The following is a 26,379-nucleotide window of genomic DNA, read 5'->3' as shown; positions in this document are numbered from 1 at the left end:
ACCGGCAGCATCTCCTTGGGAGTGGCCTTGGTGGCCGGCAGGAACCGGGTGCCGAGGCCTGCCGCGGGGATGACAGCCTTGCTGATCCTGGGGTGCGATGCCATTGGTCGCTCTCGGTCTCTCTCGTTGAACGGGCGAGTGGCCCGGCACAGGGCCGAGCCACTCACGGTCAGGCGTATGTCGGGAGGGTCACGCGTCGATGAGACCGTGCTGCTCACCGGAACGCTGGGCCACGATGTGGGCCCGCACGATATCGCTGTTCGGCGCCGGGGCGGGGGTCCGCTCGTTCAGCGGCACGATGGCCGGCTCGGGCTTCTGGCCGAGGTACAGCCTGCGTACGACGCGCTCAGCGGCGTTGCCGTCGTCGAACTGCACGAAGCGCTCGCGGAACGCCGCGCGCAGCTCGGCGGCCCGCTCGCCGTTCCAGGCGCCGGAGCGGAAGACCTCGATCAGCTCGTCCTCGCTCGTCGCGCTCGCGCCCGGCGTCTCGCCCGGGTTCCCGGAGAGGATGTCGAAGTACACGCCTCGGGCCCGGCTGTAGACCTCCCAGTCGTCCGCGTAGGTGATGATCGGACGGTCCAGGCAGGCGTAGTCGAACATGATCGACGAGTAGTCGGTGATGAGGGCGTCGGCCGCCAGGCAGAGGTCCTCGACCACCGGGTAGGTCGACACGTCCTTGATCAGGCCGCGCTCCTGAAGCGTCTGGAGCTGCGGGTCGGCACCGTAGAAGTAGTGGGTGCGGACCAGGACCACATGGTCGGGGCCCAGTTCACGGCAGAAGCGCTCCAGGTCGATCCGCGGGACGTACCCGGTCTGGTAGTCGCGCACCGTGGGGCAGTACAGGATGGCGGTCTTGCCCTCGGGGATGCCGAGTTCGGTGCGGATGCGCTGGACGTCCTCGGCGGTGGAGCGGAAGTACACGTCGTTGCGGGGGTAGCCGTACTCGATGGCCTCGAAGGCGCAGGGGTAGACGCGCTCCCAGATCTCCGTGGAGTGCTGGTTGGACGTCAGGCTCAGGTCCCAGCGGTCGGCCCGCTCGAGCATCTTGCCGAAGCTCATGTTCTTGGCGGCCGCGGGGAAGCGCTGCTGGTCGATGCCCATCTGCTTCAGCGGTGTGCCGTGGTGCGTCTGGAGGTGGATCTGCCCCGGGCGCTTGACGAACTCGTTCGGGAAGTTGACGTTGTTGATGAGGTACTTGGCGCGTGCCATGACCTCCCAGTAGCGGGGGGAGTTCGCCACCACGTAGTCAACGCCGGCGGGGATGTTCTCCTCGTCGCCGCGGCGCACGACCCAGACGCCGTGGATGTTCGGGGCGAGTTCCTTGGCCTTGTGGTAGATGGCCGCGGGGCTGCAGGCGACTCCGCGGTTCCAGTAGGCCGCGTAGACCGCGAGGTTCTCGTCGATGGGGCGGCGCTTGTGCAGGCGGTAGAGCCGGTTGTACGCCGTCTTGCCGAGCTTCGTCTTCGCCTTCGTGACCCGCTTGATGGCCTTCTGGCGGGTGGAGGACGCGATCGTCATCGCGGCGTACGCCGAGTACGAACCGCGGGCCAGGAGGTCGAACTTCACGCCCATGGTGCCTTCGGGAACCGTGAAGTTCTTCGGCTTGAAGCGCTTGTACTGTTCGGCGGCCAGCTTGAAGAACGGCGCCCGGTCCTGCGGGACGATGCGGTCCTCGCGGGCCAGGGTGAACAGGAAGTGGCTGGCCATGCGCTCGAACAGGAGCGCCCGCACGGGCTCCAGGTGGGGGCGCTCGTCGAGGAAGTCGAAGAGACGGGCGTACTGCTCGAAAATGCCGAAGTGCTTGCGGCCCGGCGTGCGCATGGAGTTGCCCTGGCGGCGCTGGCGGTATTCGACGCAGACGTGGTCGAGAGCGGCGATGCGGTCGGCCGTCAGCATGGTCTTGTAGACCATGAGGGCGTCCTCGTAGATGCCGTCGGTGAACGTGAAACCGTTGCCGACGTAGAACTCCCGGCGGTACGCCCGGTTCCACACCACGGCGAACATGTTCAGGTACTCGGGGCGCTCCAGCGCCGTGAAGACGTCCGTGCCGGCGGCGGAGAGCATTTCTCCGGCGGCGCTCGCCTGGACCCGGTTGTTCCAGTACGTGCGGACGTGGTTCAGGAGAAGGATGTCCGGGTCGCCGGTGACCTCGAGTCGCTCCGCGATGGCCTGGAGGGCGCCTTCGCCGAGGGTGTCGTCGCTGTCCAGGAAGAGAATGTACTCACCGCGCGACTTCAGCGCCCCCGCGTCACGCGCCTTTCCGATTCCCTGGTTCTCCGTGAAATGCACGGGAACGACACGGCTGTCGAGCTGTGCGTATTCATCGAGTATTCGACCGCAGGAATCCGGGGAATAGTCGTCCACGGCGACGATCTCGAAATCGGTGAACGACTGCTCGAGAATGGAGTCCAGGCAGGCTCGCAGGTACCCCTGTACCTTGTAAACGGGTACGACAACGCTTATTTTGGGCGAAGCGTTACCATTCGGCACAGGCATACTCAGGGCTCCTGGGATCGCAGATCAAACTCATCTGCGCCTCGCATTCCGGTCGCTTCGGACCGCGGCGGGACGCAGGGGGCACGGCGCTAGGTTAACGTAGCCGGAACCCTAGCGTACGCTCTGGTATGGCCGAGGCTGCCGGAGTGTGGCGTGGTTCATCCCGCTCGTCCGGCCGCGCCGACGACTTCCGAGTCGTACGGCGTCCGCTGTTCGCCTTCGTGCCCGTCGTTCCTGCTCAGGTACTGCTTCCAGGCGCCCGGCGGTGCCCCTCCACGGCGTTCCCGCCCCATCGGACCGGTGTGCCTCTGTTATCGGACCGGTGTGCCTCTGTTGTGGACGCCACGCTTGCCGCCGGAGTCCGGCAGCTGGCGTCCGGGTCGGATGTGATAGGGGAGAAGCCGCTGCGCGGGCGGACGGCCCGGGGCGCTGGTGGTGCAGTCGTTGCCGTTCTCCTGGACGGAGCCGCTCGGGCCGCAGCCCCGTGCCGGCCGACGGGCGGAGGCGGCTCCCTTGGCCGGTGAGGAGCTGGGGGCCCTGGAGGGTCTGACGGGTGTCGGCGCGGACGGGCCGGAGGCCGGCGGGGGCTGGGTCGCGACGGTGAGCGAGGTCCGGCCGCCGGGCTCGAAGGCGGCGCGCTCAGGTCGTGGAGCCGGAGCCGGAGCCGGAATGCGCCGGAGGCGCGGCACCGTGCCGCGAGCCTGTTGTTCTCCGGGGTGATGCCGACGGTGGTCCGGTCGATGCCGTATTCGAGGCTCATTGGTCGAGCTCAGGGTGCGGCGGTCGGATGCTGCGGTATTCGGTGGATACCGGAAATGACTACGCGGCCATGAGTCAAGGACGAAAGGGCGGAGAAGTCGAGGGTTTTCGTCCTGTTGTCGATTGAGGAATTCTTCCCGATTCCCCTCGTCATCACTTCAGGTGCTGTCGAATATTCTTGACGTTACGCGCCTTGCTTTCACCGCGGGGTCGGTCTTCGTCGCGTATTCCGGCTCCTCGCCCACTTGTTCAACCGTTGATGAGCCGTCCGCCTGCCGGACCGATGGACGCTTCCACGTCTTCTTCGCGTAGATTCGGTCAGGCAGCCGAGGCGAGGGGGCGGACAGCAAGGTGACCGTGGCAAGGCAAGCAGTGGCGCAGGCGCACAGGATCGTCGTCAAGGTGGGCTCCTCGTCGCTCACCACCGCCTCCGGCGGTCTCGACGCGGACCGGGTCGACGCCCTCGTGGACGTCCTCGCCAAGGCGCGCGACGGTGGTGAGAAGGAGATCGTCCTCGTCTCCTCGGGTGCCATCGCGGCGGGCCTCGCGCCGCTCGGACTGCGCCGCCGCCCCAAGGACCTCGCCCGCCAGCAGGCCGCGGCCAGTGTCGGCCAGGGCCTTCTGATGGCCCGCTACACGGCCTCCTTCGCCCGCTACGGCATCCGCGTCGGGCAGGTGCTCCTCACCTCGGACGACACCAGCCGGCGCGCCCACCACCGGAACGCCTCGCGCACTCTCGACAAGCTCCTCGCGATGGGCGCCCTGCCGGTCGTCAACGAGAACGACACGGTGGCCACGGACGAGATCCGCTTCGGCGACAACGATCGGCTCGCCGCCCTCGTCGCCCATCTCGTACGCGCCGATCTGCTCGTCCTGCTCTCCGACGTGGACGGGGTCTACGACGGCGACCCCAGCAAGCCCGGCACCTCGCGGATCGCGCAGGTGAGGGAGCCCGCGGACCTCGCCGGCGTCGAGATCGGCAGCTCGGGCAAGGCCGGCGTCGGCACCGGCGGCATGGTCACCAAGGTCGAGGCGGCCAGGATCGCGGCGGCCGCGGGTATCCCGGTGGTGCTGACCAGCGCGGTGCACGCCGCCGACGCGTTCGCGGGCCGGGACACCGGCACCTTCTTCCACGCCACCGGCAAGCGGTCGGCCGACCGCCTGCTGTGGCTCCAGCACGCCTCCACCCCGCAGGGCGCGATCACCCTGGACGACGGCGCCGTGCGCGCGGTCGTCCAGCGGCGCTCGTCACTGCTGCCCGCGGGCATCGCGGCCGTCGAGGGCGAGTTCACCGCGGGCGACCCGGTCGAACTGCGCGACAGCACGGGCCGGGCCGTCGCACGAGGACTGGTGAACTTCGACGCCAAGGAGATCCCCCAGCTGATCGGCCGCTCCACCCGGGAGCTGGCACGTGAGCTGGGCCCCGCGTACGAGCGTGAGGTCGTGCACCGCGACGACCTCGTCCTGCTGAACCCGTAGGCCGCACATCCGTGAGACGCGCGACCCGCCGTCGACAGCCGGGAAGCGGGCGCTCCGTCACCCATCCGTGAGACACGCGTCCCGTCCTGCGGATACGTGTACGCCCGTCACGGAGGCCTCGTCCGCCCGCCACGGCGTCCGGTGCCCCAGGGGCCTCCCTGAAACAGCTGTCCGCTACACCCGGAAACGGCCGATTCCCCCGCCCCCGCCGGGGGACGTTCCGTAAAACCGCCACACGGCGGCTTCTCACCTGCTCAACTTTGTGGCAGGGAGAGTCCGGGATTCGGTACGACCATCGGGTAAAGGAGGCCGTCGTGAGACGAGTGCGCCCTGGGGCGGCGGCGTCCCGCGGTGGTCCCGCCTCCCGTGCGGCGGGCGAGGAGCGGGCCCTGACCAGTGTCGCGGCCGGCGACACCTACGAGGGCGAGCAGCCGGCCGACCAGCCCCGGCTGTGGCACGTCACGCTGAGCGTGTCAGGCGGTGAGGCCCCGCTGACCGAGGTGAGGCGCGGTCTCGAACAGCTCGCCCACGACCACCCGTTCCTGCTGACGAGCCGGTACGCCAACGACCACGCGGAGATCCGCTACTGGGAGGAGGCCCGCGACCTGCACGACGCGGCGGCCGTCGCGCTGCGTCTGTGGGGCGAGCACCGGCAGACCGCCAAACTCCCGCCCTGGGAGATCGTCGGCCTGGAGGTCATCGACCGCGAGACGTACCACCAGCGGATCGCCGAGGGGTACGGACGGCTGCCCGCCGCACCTGTGGGAGTTCACCCCTTTTGAGCCCGTCTCGCCGTGTGGGACGACCGCTGGACGGGCCCGCCGGGCCCACTACCCTTCCCTCATGACCACGCTCTCGCCGTACGACTCCATGTCCCCGGTGGCCCAGGCCGCCTATCGTGCGAAGTCCGCCGCCGCCGACCTGGCACCTCTGCCGCGAGCCGAGAAGGACGACGCGCTGCTCGCGATCGCGGACGCGCTGGAAGTCCGTACGAGCGAAATCGTCGCCGCCAACGCCAAGGACATCGCCAAGGCCCGCGAAGCCGGGACCAGCGAGAGCGTCATCGACCGGCTCACGCTCACCCCCGAGCGCGTGCGCGCGATCGCCTCCGACGTCCGAGACGTCGTGGCGCTGCCCGACCCGGTCGGCGAGGTCGTCCGCGGCTCCACCCTCCCGAACGGCATCGACCTGCGCCAGGTCCGCGTCCCCCTCGGCGTCGTCGGCATCATCTACGAGGCCCGCCCGAACGTGACCGTCGACGCGGCCGCCCTGTGCCTGAAGTCCGGCAACGCGGTCCTGCTGCGCGGCTCGTCCTCCGCCTACGAGTCGAACACGGCCCTCGTGCGGGTCCTGCGCGACGCCGTCGGCGGCGCCGGACTGCCCGCCGACGCGATCCAGCTCGTACCCGGCGAGGGCCGCGAGTCGGTCCGTGAACTGATGCGCGCCCGCGGCCTGGTCGACGTCCTCATCCCGCGCGGTGGCGCCTCCCTGATCCGCACGGTCGTCCAGGAGTCGATCGTCCCGGTCATCGAGACCGGCACCGGCAACTGCCATGTGTACGTCGACGCGCAGGCGGACCTCGACATGGCCGTCGACATCCTGATCAACTCCAAGGCCCAGCGGCCCAGCGTCTGCAACTCCGCCGAGACCCTCCTGGTCCACCAGGACATCGCCGCCGAATTCCTGCCGCGCGCCCTGGACGCCCTCGCGGACGCCGGGGTCACCGTGCACGCCGACGAGCGCGTCCTCGCCTACGCCAAGGACTCCAAGGCCACCGTCGTGGAGGCCACGGCGGAGGACTGGGACACCGAGTACCTGTCCTACGACATCGCCGCGGGCGTCGTGGACTCGCTGGACAAGGCCGTGTCCCACATCCGGCTGTGGAGTTCCGGCCACACCGAGGCCATCGTGACCACCTCGCAGCAGGCCGCCCGCCGCTTCACCCAGCTGGTCGATTCCACGACGGTCGCCGTGAACGCCTCGACCCGCTTCACCGACGGCGGCCAGTTCGGTTTCGGCGCCGAGATCGGCATCTCCACGCAGAAGCTCCACGCGCGCGGTCCGATGGGGCTGCCGGAGCTGACGAGCACGAAGTACATCGTCACGGGCGACGGTCACATCCGCCGCTGAGCCACCGGCCGGACTGCGGGCTCGGGCTGGGGGCTCGGACTGCGGGCTCGGGCTGCGGGGCGACGGGGTTGAGGGGCAGGACATCTCTCGCCACGGGCCGGGTGCGCGGCGGCCTCGCACGGGCGGAACCGCGCGCCGGCCGAACCGTGCCCCCAAGGCGCACGGACGCACCGTCCGTGCCCCCAAGGCGCACGGACGCACCGTCCGTGCCCCCACGGCGCACGGACGGCACGGACGCACCTCGAAGGTCCGGCGGCGGGCCCGTGCGGGCGAGACCGTGCCGCCCGTCCGCCTCGGTGTGGAGGGCGCGCGCAGGGTGTGCCAGGTGGCACGGTGTCGGGCGCCGGGGCGTGCGGCGGACGGTTCACGGCCCGCGATCCGCTGAGGCGCGGTCTCCTCGGGCGGATGAATTTCCGTACCGTCTGCCCAAATTGACCCCTCAGGTCTACTCTGGATGCGTGCCGGAGGACGTGGGGGGCACGCCGTTCCCTGACGGCTGGGAGCCCGACGACGACCGCGGGGGCGCGGACGAAGAGTTCGCCTCCGTGGTCTTCGACGAGGACTTCGTACGGGCGGCGGTGATCCACGAGCCGACCGCCGTGGAGAGGCTGCTCGCGGCCGCCCAGGCCCGCGCGGAGGCCTCCGAGGCCGAGGCGCGCCGGGCGCACGCCCGCGGAACCCGTGGCGACGACGAGCTCTACGAGGACGGCTTCGGCCCCGACGGTCACGGCGGCTTCGTCCACGATCCCGACCTGGACGATCCGGACGACGCCGAGATCCTCGAAGGCCGCCACGGCCTACTGGGAATGTACGGCCGGCCCTACGGGAAGCAGGCCCGCTGGCACCGCCCGGTCGCCTGGATCCTCGCCCTCGTCATGGGCATCGGCATGGTCGCCCTCGCCTTCACGGCGGTCTACCGGGGCGCTTCCTCCGGCGGCCAGGACCGGTTCCCCTCACCCGCCTCCTCCGGCCTCGAACAAGGCCAGGAGAAAGTCACCGGCGCGGTCCCCTCCGCCTCGGCCGACCATTCCCGGCCGGCGGCGTCGGCGGTACCGCGCACGCCCTGAGACCGGTCTCCCGCCGAGGCACCGACGATCCCTCGCACAGCGTGACCGTCCTGGTGAGAACCTGTCAGAACTTGTCGCGTACCACAGCGTTTACCAGAGCTCCCGGAGACCTACTCTGAAGGTATGGGCGGGCCTGGAGACCCACCTGAGGGGACACCCGAGGGTGCTCCCGCTGGTGGAGAGGACGAGTACCGATCCGTCGTCTTCGACGAGTCGTTCGTCCGCGCTGCCCGCCTCCAGGAGTTCTCCGCCCAGGAACGCATGGCGGACCACAGCCCGGCCGTACGCCGCCGGCCGCCCCTTCAGCGCGGACTGTCCCGGCAGGCGCTGATCCTCGTCCTGCTGATAGCCATGGCCTTCGGCACCGCGATCTACATGGGTGTACGCCACCCGTACCAGACCCCCGACACCCGGCCGGCCGAACCGCTGCGGATGACCGTGATCCCCCTGGCCCCGCAGACCGCCGTGCCCGGCTCCCCGAGCACCGACCAGTTGTACGCGGACAGCCCGGCCGCCCAGTTCCGCACAGGTGCCGACGGCATCACGCTGCCGGCCGTCCGGCGCACCGCGCACTTCTCCGACAGCCAGGTCGTCACCGCCCTGACCACCGCCAAGGACTACCTCGTCGAGTCGTCCCTCGACCCGAGCGTGCTGACCGGGGGCGCCACCCGGCCGGTACGGATCCTGCTCGACCCGCGGCAGCTCGACCAGTTCGACCAGAGCTTCGACCACCCGACCGCCGACGGACGGCACGCCGCCACCGGCTGGCTGGTCCGCTTCGACGCGACCCGGGCGCAGCTCGCCGACAAGAGGATCCGGGTACAGGGCACCCTCCAGGCCGCCGAGTTCGACGCGAACACCCTGGAGGTCGTCGCCGACCACACCTTCGTCTACGCGCTGAAGCCGGCCGGCGCGGACGCCCAGGCCAGGGCCTCCCTGTTCACCGTCCGGCGCGAGCTGACCTTCCGCTTCGACCGTGACGACCTGCGCACCCGCCAGGCCGAGCTGGCGGTGTCCTACGTCCAGGCCGGCCCGCTCACCTGTTCCGACGACTCGGTCAGCCGGCTCCGGCCGCTGCTCGCGGGCGAGACGGCCAAGGCGGGCGGCCCGGCCGGCACCGACCCGTACGCCACCGGCAGCGCGACCGCCCTGTGCGGTTCGCTGGCCAAGAGCGCGCAGCCGAGGCTCTAGCCGGACCGACGGACCGACGACCGCCGGGCGGCGCCACGGGTCAGGCGGCGGCACCCGACGGGGCGATCAGTTTCGGCCGTCGGTGTCCTCGTCGTCGGAGCGGCCCTCACGCGGCGCCTGTTCGGCACCGGTGTCCGTGGCGTCCGCGGTGTTCCCGGCGCCCTTGGGCGCGCCGCTCGCGAAGCCCCCGAAGCCGCGCCGTACCCGGCCCCCGAGGTCGCCCGCGCCGCCGGCGATGTCGCTGACCAGCTTCATCAGCGGGTCCTTGGAGTTCTTCATGTCGCTGGCGTAGCTGGCCGCCGACTGCCGGAAGGAGTCCGACACGGACGTGTCCTTGTCCGCGTCGCGCCGCGGGTAGTGGCCGTCCATGATCCGCTGGTAGTCGCGGGACTCCGCCCACTTCTTCAGCTCGGCCGCGCGGACCGCGGTGAAGGGGTGTGTGCGCGGCAGCACATTGAGGATCTTGAGCACGGAGTCCCGCAGGTCGCCCGCCGACTCGTACTCCTCGGCCTGCTCGAGGAACGCGTCCACGTTCATCTCGTGCAGATGATTGCCGCCCGCGATCTTCATCAGGCCGCGCATCGAGGCCCGCAGGTCCTGGCCGACCAGGAGTCCGGCGCGGTCCGCGGACAGTTCCGACTTGCGGAACCACTCGCGCAGCGCGGTCACGATCGCCATGATCGCGAGGTTCCCCAGCGGGATCCAGGCGACCCGGACCGCGAGGTTGGTGAGGAACAGCAGGATCGTGCGGTAGACGGCGTGCCCGGACAGCGCGTGGCCGACCTCGTGGCCGATGACCGACCGCATCTCCTCCTCGTCCAGCAGCTCGACGAGCCCGGTCGTCACCACGATGATCGGATCGTCCAGGCCGATGCACATCGCGTTCGGCTGCGGGTCCTGGTTCACGTACATCGGCGGGACCTTCTCCAGGTCCAGGATGTGACAGGCGTCCCGCAGCATGTCGTTGAGGTGCGCGAACTGGGCGTCCGAGACGCGCACCGAGTCGGACAGGAAGAGCAGCCGCAGGCTGCGCTCGGGCAGCAGCCCGCTCAGTGCCTTGAAGACCGTGTCGAAGCCGCTGAGCTTGCGCAGGGCCACCAGGGCCGAGCGGTCCGCCGGATGTTCGTAGGTCCGCGAGGAGATCCCCTCGAAGCGCCTGCGCTGCCTGCTCGGCACCTTGTCGTGCCCGTTCCGCTCGTGGCCGTCGTCGGACATGTGTTCCCCCATGTGCGTCTGAGTGCCCTATGTGCCCCCAAGGCAGAGCCCAGCCTAGGCGGAGATACCGTTGACGGGCAGTACAGAGAAGGAGTCGTACGACATGGAGCACATCCCCGCGGCCGCATGGCTCACGGAAGCCGCCGACGCGGCAGGCAAGCAGGGTTCGGGCAATCTGCTCCGCGTCGTGCTGATCGTCATGATCATCGGCGTGGTCTTCGCCGCCTGGTTCCTGCTGCGCGGCTACAAGCGCGACGACTGAGCCGCGTCGGCCGGGGTGGTCCCCGGCGGGGCGGCCACCGGTCGCGCATGCGACCGCGCGGATTTGGTCTCTGGCCGAGAGAGCCCCTGTGCCGGACGGTCTTCGGCCGATGGAACCGCTTCCTCCGAGGCGGTGACGGTGCCCGGAAGGGCCGGGCGGGCCGCGGTCGACGGTTCGGCTCGGTGGTCACGGCAACCGGCGTCCCCAACGGCGGAGTCGGCGTGTTCGCCGCCGAGGTGCCCGCATACGATGGGCCGACGTCTTCATCCCGCCCTCCCCTGCCACCGACTTCGGTCGAGCGCGGGGGACCCCCATCGGATAGGTCCTGCCGAGATGAGCTTCCAGCACACTGCCGCACAGTTGGTCACCGTTGCCGCCGAGGGCGAGAACGGCGGCAACCACGAAAGCCTCAGCCCGTACCTGACCGGTGGCGGGGCCCTGTTCATCCTGCTCCTGCTGCTGTGGATCACCACGCGCTTCAACCGCGACCGCTGAGCCCCGCAGGGCCCGCTCGGGCCCCTGTCGGCCGGAGCCCGTCGGCCGGGCCGGTAGGGTCTGCACGCATGGGAGAGCAGGACATGCCTACCGGTCCGGCGAGTGACACGGAGAGCGGCGCCGTCGGCGACGCCACGGGCAGCTTGAGCGGCACGGCAGGCGGCACGGTGAAGCGCCTGACGACCGGCCCCGGCAACGGCCCCTCGAATCCGGGCAAGCGCCGGCTCGGCGTCATGGGCGGCACCTTCGACCCGATCCACCACGGACACCTGGTCGCGGCCAGCGAGGTCGCCGCGCAGTTCCACCTCGACGAGGTGGTGTTCGTGCCGACCGGGCAGCCGTGGCAGAAGACCGACCGCAGTGTCACCCCTGCCGAGGACCGCTATCTGATGACGGTCATCGCGACCGCCGAGAACCCCCAGTTCTCGGTCAGCCGGATCGACATCGACCGCGGCGGCCCGACCTACACCACGGACACCCTGCGCGACCTGCGCGCGCTCAACCCCGACGCGGACCTCTTCTTCATCACCGGCGCCGACGCGCTCGGCCAGATCCTCACCTGGCGCTACACGGAAGAACTGTTCTCCCTCGCGCACTTCATCGGGGTCACCCGGCCCGGTCACACCCTGACCGACCCGGGACTCCCGGAGGGCGGTGTCTCGCTCGTCGAGGTTCCCGCGCTCGCCATCTCGTCCACAGACTGCCGTGCCAGAGTCGCCAAGGGCGACCCCGTCTGGTACCTGGTGCCGGACGGTGTGGTGCGCTACATCGACAAGCGTGAGCTGTACCGCGGCCAGTGAGCCGAGAGGGGCACCCGGTGAACGACCGATACGACGGATACACGGGCGGCGACCAGTACGAACTCGTCGGCTACGACGAGTTCGGGCAGCCTGTGTACCGGCAGGTCCCGCAACAGCCTGCCCAGGGGTACGACGGCTACGACGCCCGACAGCAGGGCTACGGCTACGACCCCTATGCGACGGGCCGTCAGGAACCTGTCCAGCCCTACGACACGGGCCACCAGCCGCCTGTGTCGTCTTATGACACCGGTCAGCAGGAAACGGTGTCGCCCTATGACACCGGTCAGCAGCCGTCGGTTTCCTCGTTCGACCCGTTCGGCACCGGTACGCCCCGAGCGGGCGGGACCGCGGCCGCTTCGACGTCGTACGACCCCTATGGGCGGACCGCCGACGCGGCGGGCGCCGCGAGCACCGGCCGGCAGCCCCGGGTCGCCGACCAGACCGCCTACATCCCGCAACAGGCCGGACCGGCGACGGACGGACCGGCGACGGACGGGCCCGCGAAGGACGGTGCTCCCCGGGCCGACCGGGACTACCGCACCGAGCAGTTCGCCTTCGTCGAGGAGCAGGAAGCCGAGTCCGAGGACGTCATCGACTGGCTGAAGTTCACCGAGAACCGCACAGAGCGCCGCGAGGAGGCCAAGCGCCGCGCCCGCAGCCGGGTCGTCGCCCTGGTCGTGGTCGTCGCCCTGGTCGCGGTCGGTGGCGCGGGCTACCTCTGGTACGCGGGCAAGCTGCCCGGCACCGCCTCGCACGGCAAGCCGGGGACCACGACGGCCGTCACGGCGCAGAAGCGCGACGTGATCGTCGTCCACCTGCACAACACCAAGGGCGGCGGCACCTCCACCGCTCTGCTCGTCGACAACACCACCACCAAGCAGGGAACCACCGTCCTGCTGCCCAACTCCCTGGCCCTGACGGACGACGACGGCTCGACGACCACGCTCGCCAAGTCCGTCGACGGCGACGGCTCCTCCGGGACGCGGGACGCGCTCGACACCGTGCTCGGTACCAACATCCAGGGCACCTGGCGGCTCGACACCCCCTACCTCAACAACCTCGTCGAGCTCGTCGGCAATATCGAGGTCACCACGAACACCGACGTGCCGGACCCCGACTCCAAGAAGAAGGGTGATCCGCCGCTCGTCAAGAAGGGCACGGACCAGACGCTCAGCGGCAAGACGGCCGTCGCCTACGCCACCTACCGGGCCTCCGGCGAGGCCCAGGACGCGCAACTGGAGCGGTTCGGTCAGGTCATGCAGGGAGTCATGCGCAAGCTGTCCTCGGACAAGCAGGCCGCGACCACCACCGTGCAGACCCTGGCCCAGATCCTCGACCCGTCCCTGACCGACCAGGACCTCGGCGCCTTCCTCGCCAAGCTCGCCGACCTCGCCAAGGGCGGCGACTACAAGACCGCGCTGCTGCCCGTGCAGCAGGACGGCACCCTGAGCGCGGGCGCCTCCAGCGGCGTGATCAAGGACGTCCTGGGCGGCACGGCGAAGAGTCCCGACGCCGGCTCCGCGGTCCGCGTCGGCATCGAGAACGCAACCGGCGTCAAGGCGGCCACGAACCAGGCCCGTATCGTCCTGGTCAACGGCGGCTACACGTTCCTGGACTCCGGTACCGCGGGTGCCGCCCAGAGCGTGTCGCGGATCACCTACAGCGATCCCGCCAAGAAGGACGACGCCCTCGAGGTCGCCAAGACCCTGGGTCTGCCGACCGGCACGGTGAAGAAGGGCACGGTCACCAGCAACGCGGACGTGTCCGTCGTCCTGGGCCAGGACTACAAGATCAGCAGCGGCTCGAAGGGGTGACCGGCGTCACGCCCCGGGGGTCCCCCGGGGCGTGACCGGAGAAACGCGTGGGGTGTCGTCGGCGGTCCGTGAGACCCTTGAGTCATAACTGACCGCCGACGGAAAGCCGCGTAGTGACCGCCACGGACCGCTCCATCGAGCTCATCAACACCGCCGCGCAGGCGGCCGCAGACAAGCTCGCGCACGACATCATCGCCTACGACGTCAGCGATGTGCTCTCCATCACCGACGCCTTCCTGCTGGCGTCCGCGCCCAACGACCGCCAGGTCAAGTCGATCGTCGACGAGATCGAGGAGCGCCTGAACAAGGAGCTCGGCATCAAGCCGGTGCGCCGCGAGGGCGACCGCGAGGCACGCTGGGTGCTTCTCGACTACATCGACATCGTCGTGCACGTCCAGCACAGCGAGGAGCGCGTCTTCTACGCCCTGGAGCGGCTGTGGAAGGACTGCCCCGAGCTGGACCTGCCCGAAGAGGCCAAGGCCACCCGCGGCAAGGGCGCCGAGCACGCCAAGTTCCAGGCCGAGGAGGACTCCGCCGACATGGGGGAGCTGCGGTGAGCGCCGAGGGCCGCGGGACGGCGGGCGCGAAGAGCGACGGGAAGCCGGGCAGGGGTCGTCGCGTCATCCTGTGGCGGCACGGCCAGACCTCCTGGAACGTGGACCGCCGCTTCCAGGGCTCGACGGATGTCGAGCTGACCGAGACGGGCATCGGGCAGGCCCGGCGCGCCGCCCGGCTGCTCGCCTCGCTGAGGCCCGACGCCGTCGTCGCCTCGGACCTCAAGCGCGCCGCCGCCACGGCCGCCGAGCTGGCCGAGCTCACCGGCCTGGACGTCACGCACGACGAGGGCCTGCGCGAGACCTACGCGGGCGTCTGGCAGGGCCTGACGCACGAGGAGATCATCGCCCGCCACGGCGAGGAGTACGCCGCGTGGAAGCGCGGCGAGCCGGTGCGCCGCGGCGGGGGCGAGCTGGAGACCGAGGTCGCCGACCGCGCCGCCCCCGTGGTGCTGCGGCACGTGGAGAAGCTCCCCGACGACGGCACGCTCGTCGTGGTCAGCCACGGCGGCACGATCCGCACCACCATCGGCCGTCTGCTCGGCCTGGAGTCCCAGCACTGGGAGAGCCTCGGCGGCCTCTCCAACTGCTGCTGGTCCGTCCTCGGCGAGGGCGCCCGCGGCTGGCGGCTCCTGGAGCACAACGCCGGCACGCTGCCGGAGCCGGTGCTCGGCGACGACGACTGAGCGGCGCCGGGCGGCCTCCGTCCGGTCGCGCGGCCCCCGCGGGACCGGATTTCACTTTCCGGCTGGTCGCAGGCTAAAGTTCTTCTTGTTCGGCCCGCAGGGCGGGAAGAACGCAAGGGGCTATAGCTCAGTTGGTAGAGCGCCTGCATGGCATGCAGGAGGTCAGGAGTTCAATTCTCCTTAGCTCCACAGATCGACTCTCTTTTGAGTTGTCGGACATTGGTGATGAAGGATCCCGTTCCCGTCAGGGAGCGGGATTTTTCGTTGTTCATCGCCGAGTTGAGTGCCTCGGGTGTGAAGAACACGCCGGGACGGGCGCAGTTGGCGGCCGGCCTGCCGAAGGGCGCGTCATGGACGACTGCCGGACGGCGCCGCCCCTGAAAGCGGCCGCGGTCGCCTTCAGCCGCCTTCCCCCGGCCCGGCCGGCTCACGGGTGCCGTGGTCTTCGGCACACTCTTCTTGAACAGGCTTGAGTCACTTGGGCCCCCCGGGGCGTATACCTTTGCGGACGCGCTCCTGGCGTGCACGTATGCGCCGGCCGCGACAGCTGCGCCGGGTGCCTGTGTCCGGACTGGTACGAAGGCGTCGCTGACCGTATTGCTCCGGCCGTGGCAGAATCAAACGGCCGGAAGGGGGCGCGGCCCGACGGGAGGGAGTAGCGATGCCTGCCAGCATCCTCGAGGAGGTCGACGATCTCCTCGAAGTGGCACTGAACCGTAAGAAAGCCACCCTCCTCGACTGCCCTTCCTGCGGATCGGTCCACGTTGCCCAGGTTCTCGGTGACAACGGTGGAATCTCCTACGTGTGCACGGCCTGCGGCCACAGCTGGAGCTGATTGATGGGTGCGCACAGGCGGAAATGCGATTGGTGCGGCAGTGGTACGCCGATCGTCCGCGACATGGAGCCGGTCAACCACGACTACCAGTACTGGTGTGAGGAGTGCGCGCGGGCGCTGATCATAAAAGGCGACCCCATCGAGACGTACCGCGAGCTGGAGGGCGAGCCGATCTACGCACGGCTCCTCGACGAGCACTGCACCCTCAAGCGGTTCTACTCGTTCGCCACGGCCTGACCCCGAGGGCGGCCGGGTAGGTGAGGCGGATTTCCCCGTAGCGGGCCGGCGGCGTCAATCCGGCGCCGCTGCGGTGCAGTTCCAGCGACCCGGCGCTCCGGCACCCGCCACGGCGCGCCCGCGCGGGCGGACACCACGGCGGCTCTGGGGCCACGCCCGCGCATTCGGCCGCCGGAGGGCCGCCACGGGGCCCGTGAGGGCCACCGAGGGCCGCGTGACGGCGCCCCAGGGGTAGACCGCCGCCATCTCCTCCTCGCGCCCCCCGCGGCCCCGCGCACGTGTCGCGGCCACCCCTGGAACCCCGTTCGGCCCAACGGGCTTGTCCCGGCGGGGATAGGGGTGTGGCAAAGCCTATAAAATGCGACATGGGTGCTGAATCGGCACAGACGGGAAACGATTTGGTGGTGCACCAGGGGAACCGTGTAATGTTGGCGTCGCCGCCGGGGAAACCGGGCGACACGGTGAATACGCGGCCTCGCCGCGTGGCCACAAGGGGCTATAGCTCAGTTGGTAGAGCGCCTGCATGGCATGCAGGAGGTCAGGAGTTCAATTCTCCTTAGCTCCACAGACGTTGAGAGCGGGCCACCCGATCAGGGTGGTCCGCTTCTTCGTTCTTGAGCCCCCGTCGCGGAAGGGTCGTCCGGCGGCTTCGCGGAACGTGCCGAAGGCGGGCCACCGTTCCTGGTGGCCCGCTTCTTCGTGTCAGCGGCCGCTGCCGAGCGCGCGGCGACCGCGCCCCTGGGAGAGGACCGGCAGGTTGCGCGCCGGAGCGGAGGACCTGGTGTCCTCCTCCAGTCGCAGGGCGAGCGCGGGGCAGCGGCGCACCGCGCGCAGGGCCTTCGCCTCGGCGTACGCGGGCACCGGGGCCTGCGCGACGGTCGGGAAGCCGTCGGCGCCCAGTTCGAAGACCTCGGGGAGGAGATCGGCGCACAGGCCGTGCCCGCGGCACAGCGTCCAGTCGACGAAGATCTTCTGGCGGCTGGGACCCGCCTCCTGCTCGCCGGGGCCGCCGAGGATACCCATGGGCACCTGACCGTCCTCGAAGAGCGGCAGAACGCCTTCCACGGGCCTTCCGCAGCCGTTTCCGAGGACATGCGCGGCCAGGTCGTCCGTGAACGCCTTCAGGGTCGACTCGATGAACATCGCCGAACCGTCCGGGTGGGAGCAGGCGCCGCGCCGCTTCACGGACTTGGCGACCTGCTTCACGGCCTCAAGAGCCGCCGGGCCGCCGCCGTTGAGGATGTCCGCCAGACCGCGCGCCGCGGCGGGCAGACCCAGGTAGCAGGGGCCGCACTGTCCCGCGCTCTCGTCGGCCAGCCACTGCGCCACGCGCAGCGACTCGCCGAGGGGGCAGGTCTCCTGGGTGATGGGGAGGATCGCGCCGGCACCGAGCGCACCGCCCACCGCGGCCAGGGAGTCCCGCGAGACGATCGCCTCGTTGACCGTCGCCGCGTCCAGCCACTTGCCGTGGTAGCCGCCGGTCAGCACGCCCTGAGGCATCGCCGGGGCGCCGGCCAGCTGGAGCACGTACCGCAGCGGTACGCCGGTGGGGACCTCGATCACCATGGGGCGCGCGACCGCGCCCGAGACGGTGAGCATGACGGTGCCGGGCTCGTCGTACAGGCCCGTGTTGCGGTAGCGGTCGGGGCCGATGCGGGCGGCGATGGCCAGCTGCGCGAACGTCTCGGCGTTCGACAGCAGGGTGGGCGCGCCGCCGACACCGGTCTGGGACGCGCTGACCTTGCGGCCCGGCGGAACGGCCGGGCCGCCGTCGATCGAGCGGATCAGTGACGCGGCCGCTCCGGTCACCATGCGGATGGGATTGCGCTGCACCCGCGCGCGAAGGGGCGATCCCCTGCGGTTGCTCAGCCCCCGCTCGGCCAGCGCCGCTTCCATGGAGCGCTGTGTGGACTCGCGGGTCACACCGATCACGAGCGTGCGGGCGCCCATGGCCTCCGCGACCAGCAGGGCGCCGTCGAGGATGAGGTGCGGGGCACGGTTGATGAGCACCGTGTCCTTGCGGCAGGCCGGTTCGTCCTCGCTTCCGTTGACGACCACCACCGGGCGGATGCCCTTCTTGATGGCCGACTCGGCGACCGAGCGCAGTTTCTTGCCGAACGGGAAGCCCGCCCCACCGCGCCCCTTGAGATTGATGTCCTCGGCGAGGCTGGCGAGCTCTTCTCCCCCCAGGGGTTCGAGCGGACCGTGCACCTTGAGGTGCATGGGCAGATCAAGGCGTTCAACCAGGTCGAAACCCGACGTGAGCTGCGGAAGTCCGACGACGCGGACTTCCGGGACGTCGGGCAGGGCCTCGTTCACTTAAAGCCTCCGGAAGGGGCATTCCATGATTCACCGGAGCCAGGAGCGTCGAAGGCGCCCGGCAGTACGTCAGTCGTGGGACCGCTGTCGTACGTGTCATTGGTGTTGTACGTGCGGTAGGACGCGTTCGTCTCACCGGTGTTGTACACATCACTCGTGCCGTAGCCGTTGGCGGGCGGATTGCCATAGACCGGAACGGTGTATCCGGTGTCGTTCAGCGGGTCGTACGCCGACGCCGGTGCCTCGCCGACGGGGGGCGGTGAGGGAACGGGCCAGCCGCTCGGGGTGCCGCCGTTGTCGACGCGGGGAAACGTCTGGGTGGGCTGCATGTTCACGGGCATCTGGAACTGCTGTGTCCCGGGGGCCGCGGGGCCGTCACCGGACGGTGTCACGGCCCGGTAGGCCGCCGCGAAACCGGCCGTGTCGGCGGGGTCGGGCGCGCCGCCGGACAGCGGGGACGAGGGCTCCTTGCGAGGGGACGGGACGGAGCCGGCGCCCGGGGAGCGCCGGTCGGAGCGACCCGCGGAACGCTCCTGGGGCGACTCCATCGCGGCGGCGCGAGAGGCCTCCAGGTCCTCGCGGAACCCGCGGGCGCTGCCGCCGCCGGTGAGCGCCAGGATCTGCGCCGCGACCTTGTGCTTGAAGGGGTTCGGGGCGGCCCGCAGCGCGAGGGCGGCTATAACGCCGACCAGGCACAACTCGTACGAGACCATGAAGAAGGTCTTCGCCGCGCGCCCCGCGAACAAGCCGTGGACCAGGGCCGCGCAGAGTGCGGGGTAGGCCAGCATGTGCATCGCGCGCCAGCGGGCGGCGACCACGGCCGGTGCGGCGAACTGATTGCGCAGTGCGCCGGTGATGCCCACGAAGATCATGAGCAGGCCGCCCAGCGAGCCGAGGCCGATGAGCCCGCCGAGGCCCTTGACGCCCAGGCTGAAGGGGATCAGCGCGGCGATCAGGACGGTGTGGTCCAGTGCCAGCTTGACGGTGATGTGCACCAGGAGGAACGCGATCGAGCCGACGGCGGTCACGCGGTGGATGCCCTGCGCGACGATCCGCTGGCGTGTGTTGAGGAGGAGCCGGTCCTGGGCAACCAGGCCCCAGATCACCGAGCAGGTCAGGCAGACCAGTGACAGGACGCCGGCGCCGAAGTTCAGGAAATCCTGGACCGCGTTGCCTCCAGCCACCACGATCACGGGTATGAGGATCAGGACGGCAGCCGTGGCCACCCCGTAGGCCGAACGGCCCATCCGGGGAAGCGAGCTGTTGTTACGACGAGGGTCCATGAGGGGGTACTCCCAAGGGTTCGGGGAAGCGGTCCCGAAGGGGCACTCTAAGTCGAGAAATACCGACGAGTTCCAGGTTTGAGTTATTGCGTTGTTACCAAAGGGCAATGAGGTCTTTGTGTTGTCCGCAAGCGTCCGTTAAGCGAAGTAAAATTTGAACATCGTTCAACATTTTTGGAGCCGCCAGGGGTGGCACGGGGTGCCGGGCGGTCCCGAAAGCTCGTCGCGGCCCGCGCTGGCACTGCTGTACCCTGACGCCATGCGTGCCGTACGCCTTCTGCTTAGCGAGCCGCGCTGATCAGTCCCGACCGCTGACGCATCGTGGTCGGCATCAGCGCGGCGTCCCCTCCTGTGCGAGGGGTTTTTTCATTTCTTGAGTGTCACAGCCGCTGGCAGAGACGATCGATGGAGCTTTGAGGATCATGAGCGAGACGAACACCGCTGCCACTGCCGAGGTGGCCGCGCCGCACCGCTACACGGCCGCCCTGGCCGCTGACATCGAGGCACGCTGGCAGGACTTCTGGGACGCCGAGGGCACGTACGAGGCTCCGAACCCCACCGGCGACCTGGCCGGGGACCCCGAGCTGGCCGCCAGGCCCAAGAAGTTCATCATGGACATGTTCCCCTACCCCTCGGGCGCGGGTCTGCACGTGGGCCACCCCCTGGGCTACATCGCCACCGATGTATATGCCCGGTTCCAGCGGATGACCGGCCATAACGTGCTGCACACCCTGGGCTTCGACGCCTTCGGCCTGCCCGCCGAGCAGTACGCCGTGCAGACCGGCACGCACCCGCGCGTGTCCACCGAGGCCAACATGGAGAACATGAAGGTCCAGCTGCGCGCGCTGGGCCTGGGCCACGACAAGCGCCGGTCGTTCGCCACGATCGACCCGGAGTACTACAAGTGGACCCAGTGGATCTTCCTGCAGATCTTCAACTCCTGGTACGACGACGAGGCCGGCAAGGCCCGTCCCGTCTCCCAACTGGTCGCCCAGTTCGAGAGCGGTGAGCGCGCCGTCCCCGCCACCGGCTCCACCACGCGCGCGTGGAACGAACTGAGCGCCACCGAGCGCGCCGACGTCCTGAGCGGCTACCGCCTGGCGTACGCCTCCGACGCGCCGGTCAACTGGTGCCCCGGCCTGGGCACCGTCCTGGCCAACGAGGAGGTCACCGCCGACGGCCGTTCCGAGCGCGGCAACTTCCCCGTCTTCAAGGCCAAGCTGCGCCAGTGGAACATGCGCATCACCGCCTACGCGGACCGCCTGCTGGACGACCTGGACGCGCTGGACTGGCCCGAGGCCATCAAGCTGCAGCAGCGCAACTGGATCGGCCGTTCCGAGGGCGCCCGCGTCGACTTCCCGATCGACGGCGAAGCGATCACGGTCTTCACCACCCGCCAGGACACCCTGTTCGGCGCCACCTACATGGTGCTGGCGCCGGAACACCCGCTGGTCGGGAAGTTCACCCCGGCCGCCTGGCCCGAGGGCACCCACGACGTGTGGACCGGCGGTCACGCGACCCCCGCCGAGGCCGTCGCCGCCTACCGCGCGCAGGCCGCCTCGAAGTCCGACGTCGAGCGGCAGGCCGAGGCCAAGGACAAGACCGGCGTCTTCACCGGCGCGTTCGCCACCAACCCGGTCAACGGCGAGAAGGTCCCGGTCTTCATCGCCGACTACGTGCTGATGGGCTACGGCACCGGCGCCATCATGGCCGTCCCGGCGCACGACACCCGCGACTTCGCGTTCGCGCGCGCCTTCGAACTGCCCATGCGCTGCGTGGTCGAGCCCTCGGACGACCGCGGCACCGACGCCTCCACCTGGGACGACGCCTTCGCCTCGTACGACGCGAAGATCGTCAACTCCGCCGGCGGCGACGTCTCCCTGGACGGCCTGGGCGTGGTCGACGCCAAGGCGCGCATCACGGAGTGGCTGGAGCGCCGGGGCATCGGCGAGGGCACCGTCAACTTCCGGCTGCGCGACTGGCTGTTCAGCCGCCAGCGCTACTGGGGCGAGCCCTTCCCGATCGTCTACGACGAGGACGGCGTCGCCCACCCGCTGCCCGAGTCGATGCTGCCCCTGGAGCTGCCGGAGGTCGAGGACTACTCGCCGCGCACCTTCGACCCGGACGACGCGAACACGTCCCCGGAGACCCCGCTGTCCCGCAACGAGGACTGGGTCGCCGTGACCCTGGACCTGGGTGACGGCCGTGGCCCGCAGAAGTACCGCCGCGAGACCAACACCATGCCCAACTGGGCCGGTTCCTGCTGGTACGAGCTGCGTTACCTGGACCCGCACAACGACCGGAAGCTGGTCGACCCGGCCATCGAGCAGTACTGGATGGGCCCGCGGGAGGGGCAGCCGACCGGTGGTGTCGACCTGTACGTCGGCGGCGCCGAGCACGCCGTGCTGCACCTGCTGTACGCCCGCTTCTGGTCGAAGGTCCTGTTCGACCTGGGCCACATCTCGTCGGCCGAGCCGTTCCACAAGCTGTTCAACCAGGGCATGATCCAGGCCTACGTGTACCGCGACAGCCGCGGTATCGCCGTACCGGCGGCCGAGGTGGAGGAGCGCGACGGCGCCTACTTCTACCAGGGCGAGAAGGTCTCCCGGCTGCTGGGCAAGATGGGCAAGTCCCTGAAGAACGCGGTCACCCCCGACGAGATCTGCGCCGAGTACGGAGCGGACACCCTGCGCCTGTACGAGATGGCGATGGGTCCCCTGGACGTGTCCAGGCCGTGGGACACGCGCGCGGTGGTGGGCCAGTACCGGCTGCTGCAGCGGCTGTGGCGCAATGTCGTCGACGAGGCGACCGGTGAGGTCACGGTCGTCGCCGCCGAGCCGGACGAGGACACGCTGCGTGCCCTGCACAAGGCCATCGACGGCGTACGCCAGGACCTGGAGGGCATGCGCTTCAACACCGCCATCGCCAAGGTCACCGAGCTGAACAACCATCTGACCAAGGCGGGCGGCCCCATCGCGCGCCCGATCGCCGAGGCCCTGGTGCTGATGGTGGCGCCACTGGCCCCGCACATCGCCGAGGAACTGTGGCGCAAGCTGGGCCACAGCGACTCGGTCGTCCACCAGGACTTCCCCGTCGCCGACCCGGCCTACGTCGTCGACGAGGCCGTGACCTGCGTCGTGCAGATCAAGGGCAAGGTCAAGGCGCGCCTGGAGGTCTCCCCGGCGATCTCCGACGAGGAACTGGAGAAGGTGGCGCTGGCCGACGCGAAGGTCGTCGCGGCACTGGACGGCGCGGGGATCCGCAAGGTGATCGTGCGCGCGCCGAAGCTGGTGAACATCGTCACGGCGTAGTCGTCGCGGCGCGCTCGGCACGGCGCACTCGCCACGGAGCACTCGTCATGGCGTGCGGTACCGGGCCTCGGCCCGGCACCCGCGCAGGTCCGGGCCGTGTGACGGCTCGGGGTAGTCCCCTACGGGCAGGTTCGGGGTTCTTCCGGAACTCCGAACCTGCCCGCAGCGTTTACCGTTGAGAGCGCGGAGACAGTTGCCGCGACCGGTCGGAGGAGGAGTGTGATGGGTACCGTGATCACCATAATCGCCTTGCTCTTCCTGCTGTTCGTGGTGTTCGGCGCGTACGCGACGGTGAAGGTGATCGGCGCCGCCAAACGCGGCGTGGACCGCACGATCTCGCAGGCCCGGCGCACCGTCGAGGACACCACCCTGCGCGCGAAGACCTTCGCCCAGTTCGGACCTCAGGGCGAGCTCGCCCAGCTCAGGTTGTCGCTGCGTACATCGATGCGGGCCACCCAGGACGCTCTGCAGGCGAGCGTGGCGGAGGACGAGTCCCTCAAGGAGTCCCTGAGCCTCTTCGAGCGGCTCAGCGCGCACGGGCGCGAACTGGACGCCGAACTGAAGCGCCTGGAGACGGAGCCCGACCGGGGCACGCTCGCCACCCGGCTGCCGGCCCTGCGCGAGCGCACCCAGCGGATCACGAAGTCGGCGGACTCGCTGCGCTGGGCCGCCCGCGACCGGGCCCACCGCTTCGCGGGCGACGATCTGGACACCCTGAGCGCCCAGATCGACGTGGAGGCCGGCGCACTGCGTCACTGGACCAAGGAGCCCGGGCCCTCGGCGACCTGGCCCGACGCTCCCACGACGGACGCGGGCACCTCCGGAGCACAGACCCGGCGCCGGAGCCCGGAGTCCCGTCCGGCGGATCAGCCGGGGCGTTCCGCCATCACCCCGCCCGGCCAACGGCCCACCTACCCTTGGCAGAAGAAGCCCCGCCCCGAGAGCACGACATGATGCGGCCGACCCGACCGCAGGTGGATAGGGCCGGGCTGCCGCCCACCCGCCCCGCCAGGTAACCTCCAGCTCATGTCCCGCCATGTCGCGATCGTCACCGATTCAACGGCCTACCTGCCGCCGCGGACGATGGAGCGCCACAGCATCACGGCGGTTCCCCTGACCGTGGTCCTCGGGGACCAGGCACTCGAAGAGGGCACCGAGATCTCGGCCCGTTCCCTGGCCCAGGCACTGCAGAAGCGGCGCCCCGTCACGACGTCCCGGCCCAGCCCCGAGACGTTCGCCGCGGCCTACCGCAAGGTCGCCGAGTCCGGCGCCACCGGCATCGTCTCGCTGCACCTGTCCTCCGAGTTCTCGGGCACCTATGACGCCGCGGTGCTCGCGGCGCGCGACGCCCCGCTACCGGTGCGTGTCGTCGACACCGGGATGGTCGCGATGGCCCTCGGGTTCTGCGCGCTGGCGGCCGCCGAGTCGGCCGAGGCGGGCGGCACCGTCGACGACGCCGTCACGGCCGCGGAGAAGCGGGCCGCGGGCACGTCCGCGTACTTCTACGTCGACACCCTCGACTACCTCCGCCGTGGCGGCAGGATCGGAGCCGCACAGGCTCTGCTGGGTTCCGCGCTCGCGGTGAAGCCGCTGCTGCGGCTCAACGACGGCCGCATCGAACTTCTCGAGAAGGTCCGGACGGCGTCCAAGGCGATCGCCCGCCTGGAGGAGATCGTCGCGGACCGGGCGGGCAGCGCGCAGGTCGACATCGCCGTTCACCATCTGGCCGCCCCCGAGCGGGCGTCGGCTCTCGCGGACCGTTTGCGGGCACGGGTGCCGGGGCTCGCCGAACTGCATGTGAGCGAGGTGGGTGCGGTGATCGGAGCCCACACCGGCCCGGGACTGCTCGGGGCGGTTGTCTCGCCCCGGTGAGGCCCGCCCGTGTGCCGTCCGCGCGCGTCGCTCGTGAGGGTGACGGAGTTATCCACAACTGGGCCGCTTTCCACCGGAATTGAGCAAGATCATCGCGAGGGTGCCGGGATGCCGGATCCTCGTCGCATGGCACTTCGATCAAGCTCACGCACCGCCACACCGACCAGCGGCCCTGGTCGTGGCCCCCACTCCGACAGCCGCAGCAGCCATCGCCGTCGCGATCGGCGAAGCCGGGCCCGTCGCCACGAGGCATCGGCCGCGGCCCTCCGTCTGCGCGCCGACGCACTCTTCACCCAACACGCCCAGGGGAGGCGTGAGTTGGGGAAAGCGCCGCCCGGGGCGGACCACGATGTCGGGGACGGTCCGAGGGCGAACACGGCTGTGGGCGCGGGGGTTCCGACCGATGTCCGGGGACCTCGGACGCACCGGGCGGGGTGCCACGGCCGTGGCACCGGGCCGGACACCGGCCGAACCCCACGGGCGGACCGCTCGACGGCCGCCGGGACGCCGATCACGAGTGCGGAGGCCGCGAGGGGGCCGGTCGTGGAGGCGGGCGCATGGCGGGAGCGGGCAGGGCTCGCCGTGCGGGAGCGGCTGCCGTTGTGGCTGCAGTCGAGGTGTGGTCTGGAGCGCAGGAGCGTGGCCGCGCTGACCGTACTGCTGGTCGTGGCCGCGGTCTTCGCCGTGCAGCACTTCTGGGCCGGCAGGACGCAGCCGGTCCGGGCTCCCGAGGTGATGGGCGCCGCCACGCCGTACGGCGAGAGGCGCGGACCGGGCGATCGGCCGGGCGTGGAATCCGGTGCCCCGGCCGACGCCCCGAGCTCGGCCGGTGCCGCAGGCTTCGCAGGCCCCGGCGGGGGCGTGATCGTCGTGGACGTGGGCGGAAAGGTGCGCACCCCCGGACTCCAGCGGCTGCCGGCCGGTTCACGCGTCGAAGACGCCCTGCGAGCCGCCGGCGGCGTACGGCCCGGCACGCACACCGACGGTCTCAACCGCGCGCGACCTCTCGTGGACGGCGAACAGATCGTGGTCGGTGCATCCGCACCCCCGACCGGAGCCGGCTCCGACGGTTCGGGGCCGGTCGGAACCGGCGGATCCGCGGCTGGAGCGGCGCCCTCCGCGCCGATTCCCCTCAACACGGCCACCGTCGACCAGCTCGACGGCCTGCCCGGCGTCGGTCCCGTGCTGGCCCGGCACATCATCGACTACCGCACGGCCCACGGCGGTTTCCGCTCGGTCGACGAGCTCCGTGAGGTGAGCGGAATCGGAGACCGCCGGTTCGCCGATCTCCGGAACCTGGTGCGGCCATGAGCGGCTCCGGGAGGCGGGCTGGTCGGGCTGGACCGGCGACGGGCGTGCGGCGGGCCGGACCGCTGATGAGCGCGCCACGGGGCGGGCCCCTGACCGGGAACGGACTCGCCGGCCCTGCCGAGTCCGCAAGGAGATGCCGACCGGGCGGGCCGGGTGGGCCGCAGGGGCCGGACGTGGCGCAAGGTCTGAACGGACCCGACGTGGCGCGAGGTCGGCGAGGGCCGCTTAGGACGCGGGAGGAGCGCGAGTCGGAGCCGACGGAC

At 70.4% G+C, this 26,379-nt stretch carries 21 protein-coding genes, 2 tRNA genes and 1 pseudogene; 19 read left to right on the top strand and 5 right to left on the bottom strand.

Annotation, left to right across the window (positions count from 1 at the left end; translation table 11 throughout):
• Both ACFYW8_RS23655 and ACFYW8_RS23650 read right to left on the bottom strand, forming a co-directional pair.
• Positions 1 to 104: pseudogene (locus ACFYW8_RS23655) on the bottom strand (UTP--glucose-1-phosphate uridylyltransferase); the annotation flags it as partial.
• An 85-nt stretch (positions 105 to 189) separates the two neighbouring features.
• The gene (locus ACFYW8_RS23650) at positions 190 to 2,496 is read right to left on the bottom strand and encodes a CDP-glycerol glycerophosphotransferase family protein (protein WP_389079375.1); all 2,307 of its coding nucleotides are present in this window, start codon (positions 2,494 to 2,496) and stop codon (positions 190 to 192) included.
• 1,110 nt (positions 2,497 to 3,606) lie between these two features.
• Here ACFYW8_RS23650 and proB point away from each other — a divergent pair.
• The 5 genes from proB to ACFYW8_RS23625 all read left to right on the top strand — a co-directional run bounded on the left by proB (position 3,607) and on the right by ACFYW8_RS23625 (position 9,122).
• Positions 3,607 to 4,734 carry a glutamate 5-kinase gene (gene proB, locus ACFYW8_RS23645; RefSeq protein ID WP_365871325.1) on the top strand — a complete coding sequence of 376 codons (1,128 nt, stop codon included), beginning with the start codon at positions 3,607 to 3,609 and terminating at the stop codon, positions 4,732 to 4,734.
• 323 nt (positions 4,735 to 5,057) lie between these two features.
• Entirely contained in the window at positions 5,058 to 5,516 is a 459-nt protein-coding gene (locus ACFYW8_RS23640; RefSeq protein ID WP_365871361.1) for a hypothetical protein, read from the top strand.
• A gap of 61 nt (positions 5,517 to 5,577) precedes the next feature.
• Complete coding sequence (locus tag ACFYW8_RS23635; protein ID WP_365871323.1) at positions 5,578 to 6,864, top strand: glutamate-5-semialdehyde dehydrogenase; 1,287 nt, start codon at positions 5,578 to 5,580, stop codon at positions 6,862 to 6,864.
• A gap of 431 nt (positions 6,865 to 7,295) precedes the next feature.
• Positions 7,296 to 7,931, top strand: a complete 636-nt coding sequence (locus tag ACFYW8_RS23630) for a hypothetical protein (RefSeq protein ID WP_389079366.1) — start codon at positions 7,296 to 7,298, stop codon at positions 7,929 to 7,931.
• 123 nt (positions 7,932 to 8,054) lie between these two features.
• On the top strand, positions 8,055 to 9,122 hold the full coding sequence (locus ACFYW8_RS23625) for a hypothetical protein (protein ID WP_365871319.1): 1,068 nt from the start codon (positions 8,055 to 8,057) through the stop codon (positions 9,120 to 9,122).
• Positions 9,123 to 9,188: 66 nt separating this feature from the next.
• On the opposite strand, the gene ACFYW8_RS23620 is transcribed toward ACFYW8_RS23625, so the two are convergent.
• Positions 9,189 to 10,337, bottom strand: coding sequence for a M48 family metallopeptidase (locus ACFYW8_RS23620; protein WP_389079360.1), 1,149 nt, complete (start codon positions 10,335 to 10,337; stop codon positions 9,189 to 9,191).
• 70 nt (positions 10,338 to 10,407) lie between these two features.
• Between ACFYW8_RS23620 and ACFYW8_RS23615 the strand changes: the two genes are divergently transcribed.
• From ACFYW8_RS23615 to ACFYW8_RS23570, 10 genes are all read left to right on the top strand, one after another.
• Positions 10,408 to 10,599, top strand: a complete 192-nt coding sequence (locus ACFYW8_RS23615) for a hypothetical protein (RefSeq protein WP_389079431.1) — start codon at positions 10,408 to 10,410, stop codon at positions 10,597 to 10,599.
• A 333-nt stretch (positions 10,600 to 10,932) separates the two neighbouring features.
• Entirely contained in the window at positions 10,933 to 11,094 is a 162-nt protein-coding gene (locus ACFYW8_RS23610; RefSeq protein ID WP_261702681.1) for a hypothetical protein, read from the top strand.
• Positions 11,095 to 11,327: 233 nt separating this feature from the next.
• Positions 11,328 to 11,894 (top strand): nicotinate-nucleotide adenylyltransferase, encoded by a 567-nt coding sequence (gene nadD / locus ACFYW8_RS23605; RefSeq protein ID WP_389079419.1) that lies wholly within the window; start codon positions 11,328 to 11,330, stop codon positions 11,892 to 11,894.
• Between the two features lie 17 nt (positions 11,895 to 11,911).
• Positions 11,912 to 13,708 (top strand): LytR C-terminal domain-containing protein, encoded by a 1,797-nt coding sequence (locus tag ACFYW8_RS23600; protein ID WP_389079353.1) that lies wholly within the window; start codon positions 11,912 to 11,914, stop codon positions 13,706 to 13,708.
• Between the two features lie 113 nt (positions 13,709 to 13,821).
• The gene (rsfS, locus tag ACFYW8_RS23595) at positions 13,822 to 14,265 is read left to right on the top strand and encodes a ribosome silencing factor (protein ID WP_365871313.1); all 444 of its coding nucleotides are present in this window, start codon (positions 13,822 to 13,824) and stop codon (positions 14,263 to 14,265) included.
• Positions 14,262 to 14,948, top strand: a complete 687-nt coding sequence (locus ACFYW8_RS23590) for a histidine phosphatase family protein (RefSeq protein WP_365871311.1) — start codon at positions 14,262 to 14,264, stop codon at positions 14,946 to 14,948. Before rsfS ends, ACFYW8_RS23590 begins: the two co-directional genes overlap by 4 nt.
• A gap of 116 nt (positions 14,949 to 15,064) precedes the next feature.
• A tRNA-Ala gene (locus ACFYW8_RS23585) sits at positions 15,065 to 15,137 on the top strand.
• 472 nt (positions 15,138 to 15,609) lie between these two features.
• Entirely contained in the window at positions 15,610 to 15,783 is a 174-nt protein-coding gene (locus ACFYW8_RS23580) for a hypothetical protein (protein ID WP_261702676.1), read from the top strand.
• Positions 15,784 to 15,786: 3 nt separating this feature from the next.
• Positions 15,787 to 16,020, top strand: coding sequence for a hypothetical protein (locus tag ACFYW8_RS23575; protein ID WP_037618755.1), 234 nt, complete (start codon positions 15,787 to 15,789; stop codon positions 16,018 to 16,020).
• 492 nt (positions 16,021 to 16,512) lie between these two features.
• Positions 16,513 to 16,585 (top strand) — tRNA-Ala (locus ACFYW8_RS23570).
• Positions 16,586 to 16,722: 137 nt separating this feature from the next.
• Here ACFYW8_RS23570 and ACFYW8_RS23565 read toward each other — a convergent pair.
• The gene (locus ACFYW8_RS23565; protein WP_389079339.1) at positions 16,723 to 18,339 is read right to left on the bottom strand and encodes an NADH-ubiquinone oxidoreductase-F iron-sulfur binding region domain-containing protein; all 1,617 of its coding nucleotides are present in this window, start codon (positions 18,337 to 18,339) and stop codon (positions 16,723 to 16,725) included.
• Positions 18,336 to 19,622: a cytochrome b/b6 domain-containing protein gene (locus ACFYW8_RS23560; RefSeq protein WP_389079335.1), complete on the bottom strand. Its 1,287-nt coding sequence runs from the start codon at positions 19,620 to 19,622 to the stop codon at positions 18,336 to 18,338. Before ACFYW8_RS23560 ends, ACFYW8_RS23565 begins: the two co-directional genes overlap by 4 nt.
• 422 nt (positions 19,623 to 20,044) lie before the next feature.
• On the opposite strand from ACFYW8_RS23560, the gene leuS reads away from it, so the two are divergent.
• From leuS to ACFYW8_RS23540, 4 genes are all read left to right on the top strand, one after another.
• A complete protein-coding gene (gene leuS, locus ACFYW8_RS23555) occupies positions 20,045 to 22,933 on the top strand; it encodes a leucine--tRNA ligase (protein WP_389079331.1) in 2,889 nt (962 codons plus the stop codon).
• A 222-nt stretch (positions 22,934 to 23,155) separates the two neighbouring features.
• Positions 23,156 to 23,887 carry a hypothetical protein gene (locus tag ACFYW8_RS23550; protein WP_365871300.1) on the top strand — a complete coding sequence of 244 codons (732 nt, stop codon included), beginning with the start codon at positions 23,156 to 23,158 and terminating at the stop codon, positions 23,885 to 23,887.
• Positions 23,888 to 23,959: 72 nt separating this feature from the next.
• Positions 23,960 to 24,805: a DegV family protein gene (locus ACFYW8_RS23545; protein ID WP_365871299.1), complete on the top strand. Its 846-nt coding sequence runs from the start codon at positions 23,960 to 23,962 to the stop codon at positions 24,803 to 24,805.
• 126 nt (positions 24,806 to 24,931) lie between these two features.
• Positions 24,932 to 26,116: a ComEA family DNA-binding protein gene (locus ACFYW8_RS23540; protein ID WP_389079323.1), complete on the top strand. Its 1,185-nt coding sequence runs from the start codon at positions 24,932 to 24,934 to the stop codon at positions 26,114 to 26,116.
• Positions 26,117 to 26,379 lie beyond the last annotated feature (263 nt).

The organism is Streptomyces sp. NPDC002742 (assembly GCF_042888885.1).
In the GTDB taxonomy this organism is placed as follows: domain Bacteria; phylum Actinomycetota; class Actinomycetes; order Streptomycetales; family Streptomycetaceae; genus Streptomyces.
This window is presented reverse-complemented; position numbering and strand designations above follow the sequence as displayed.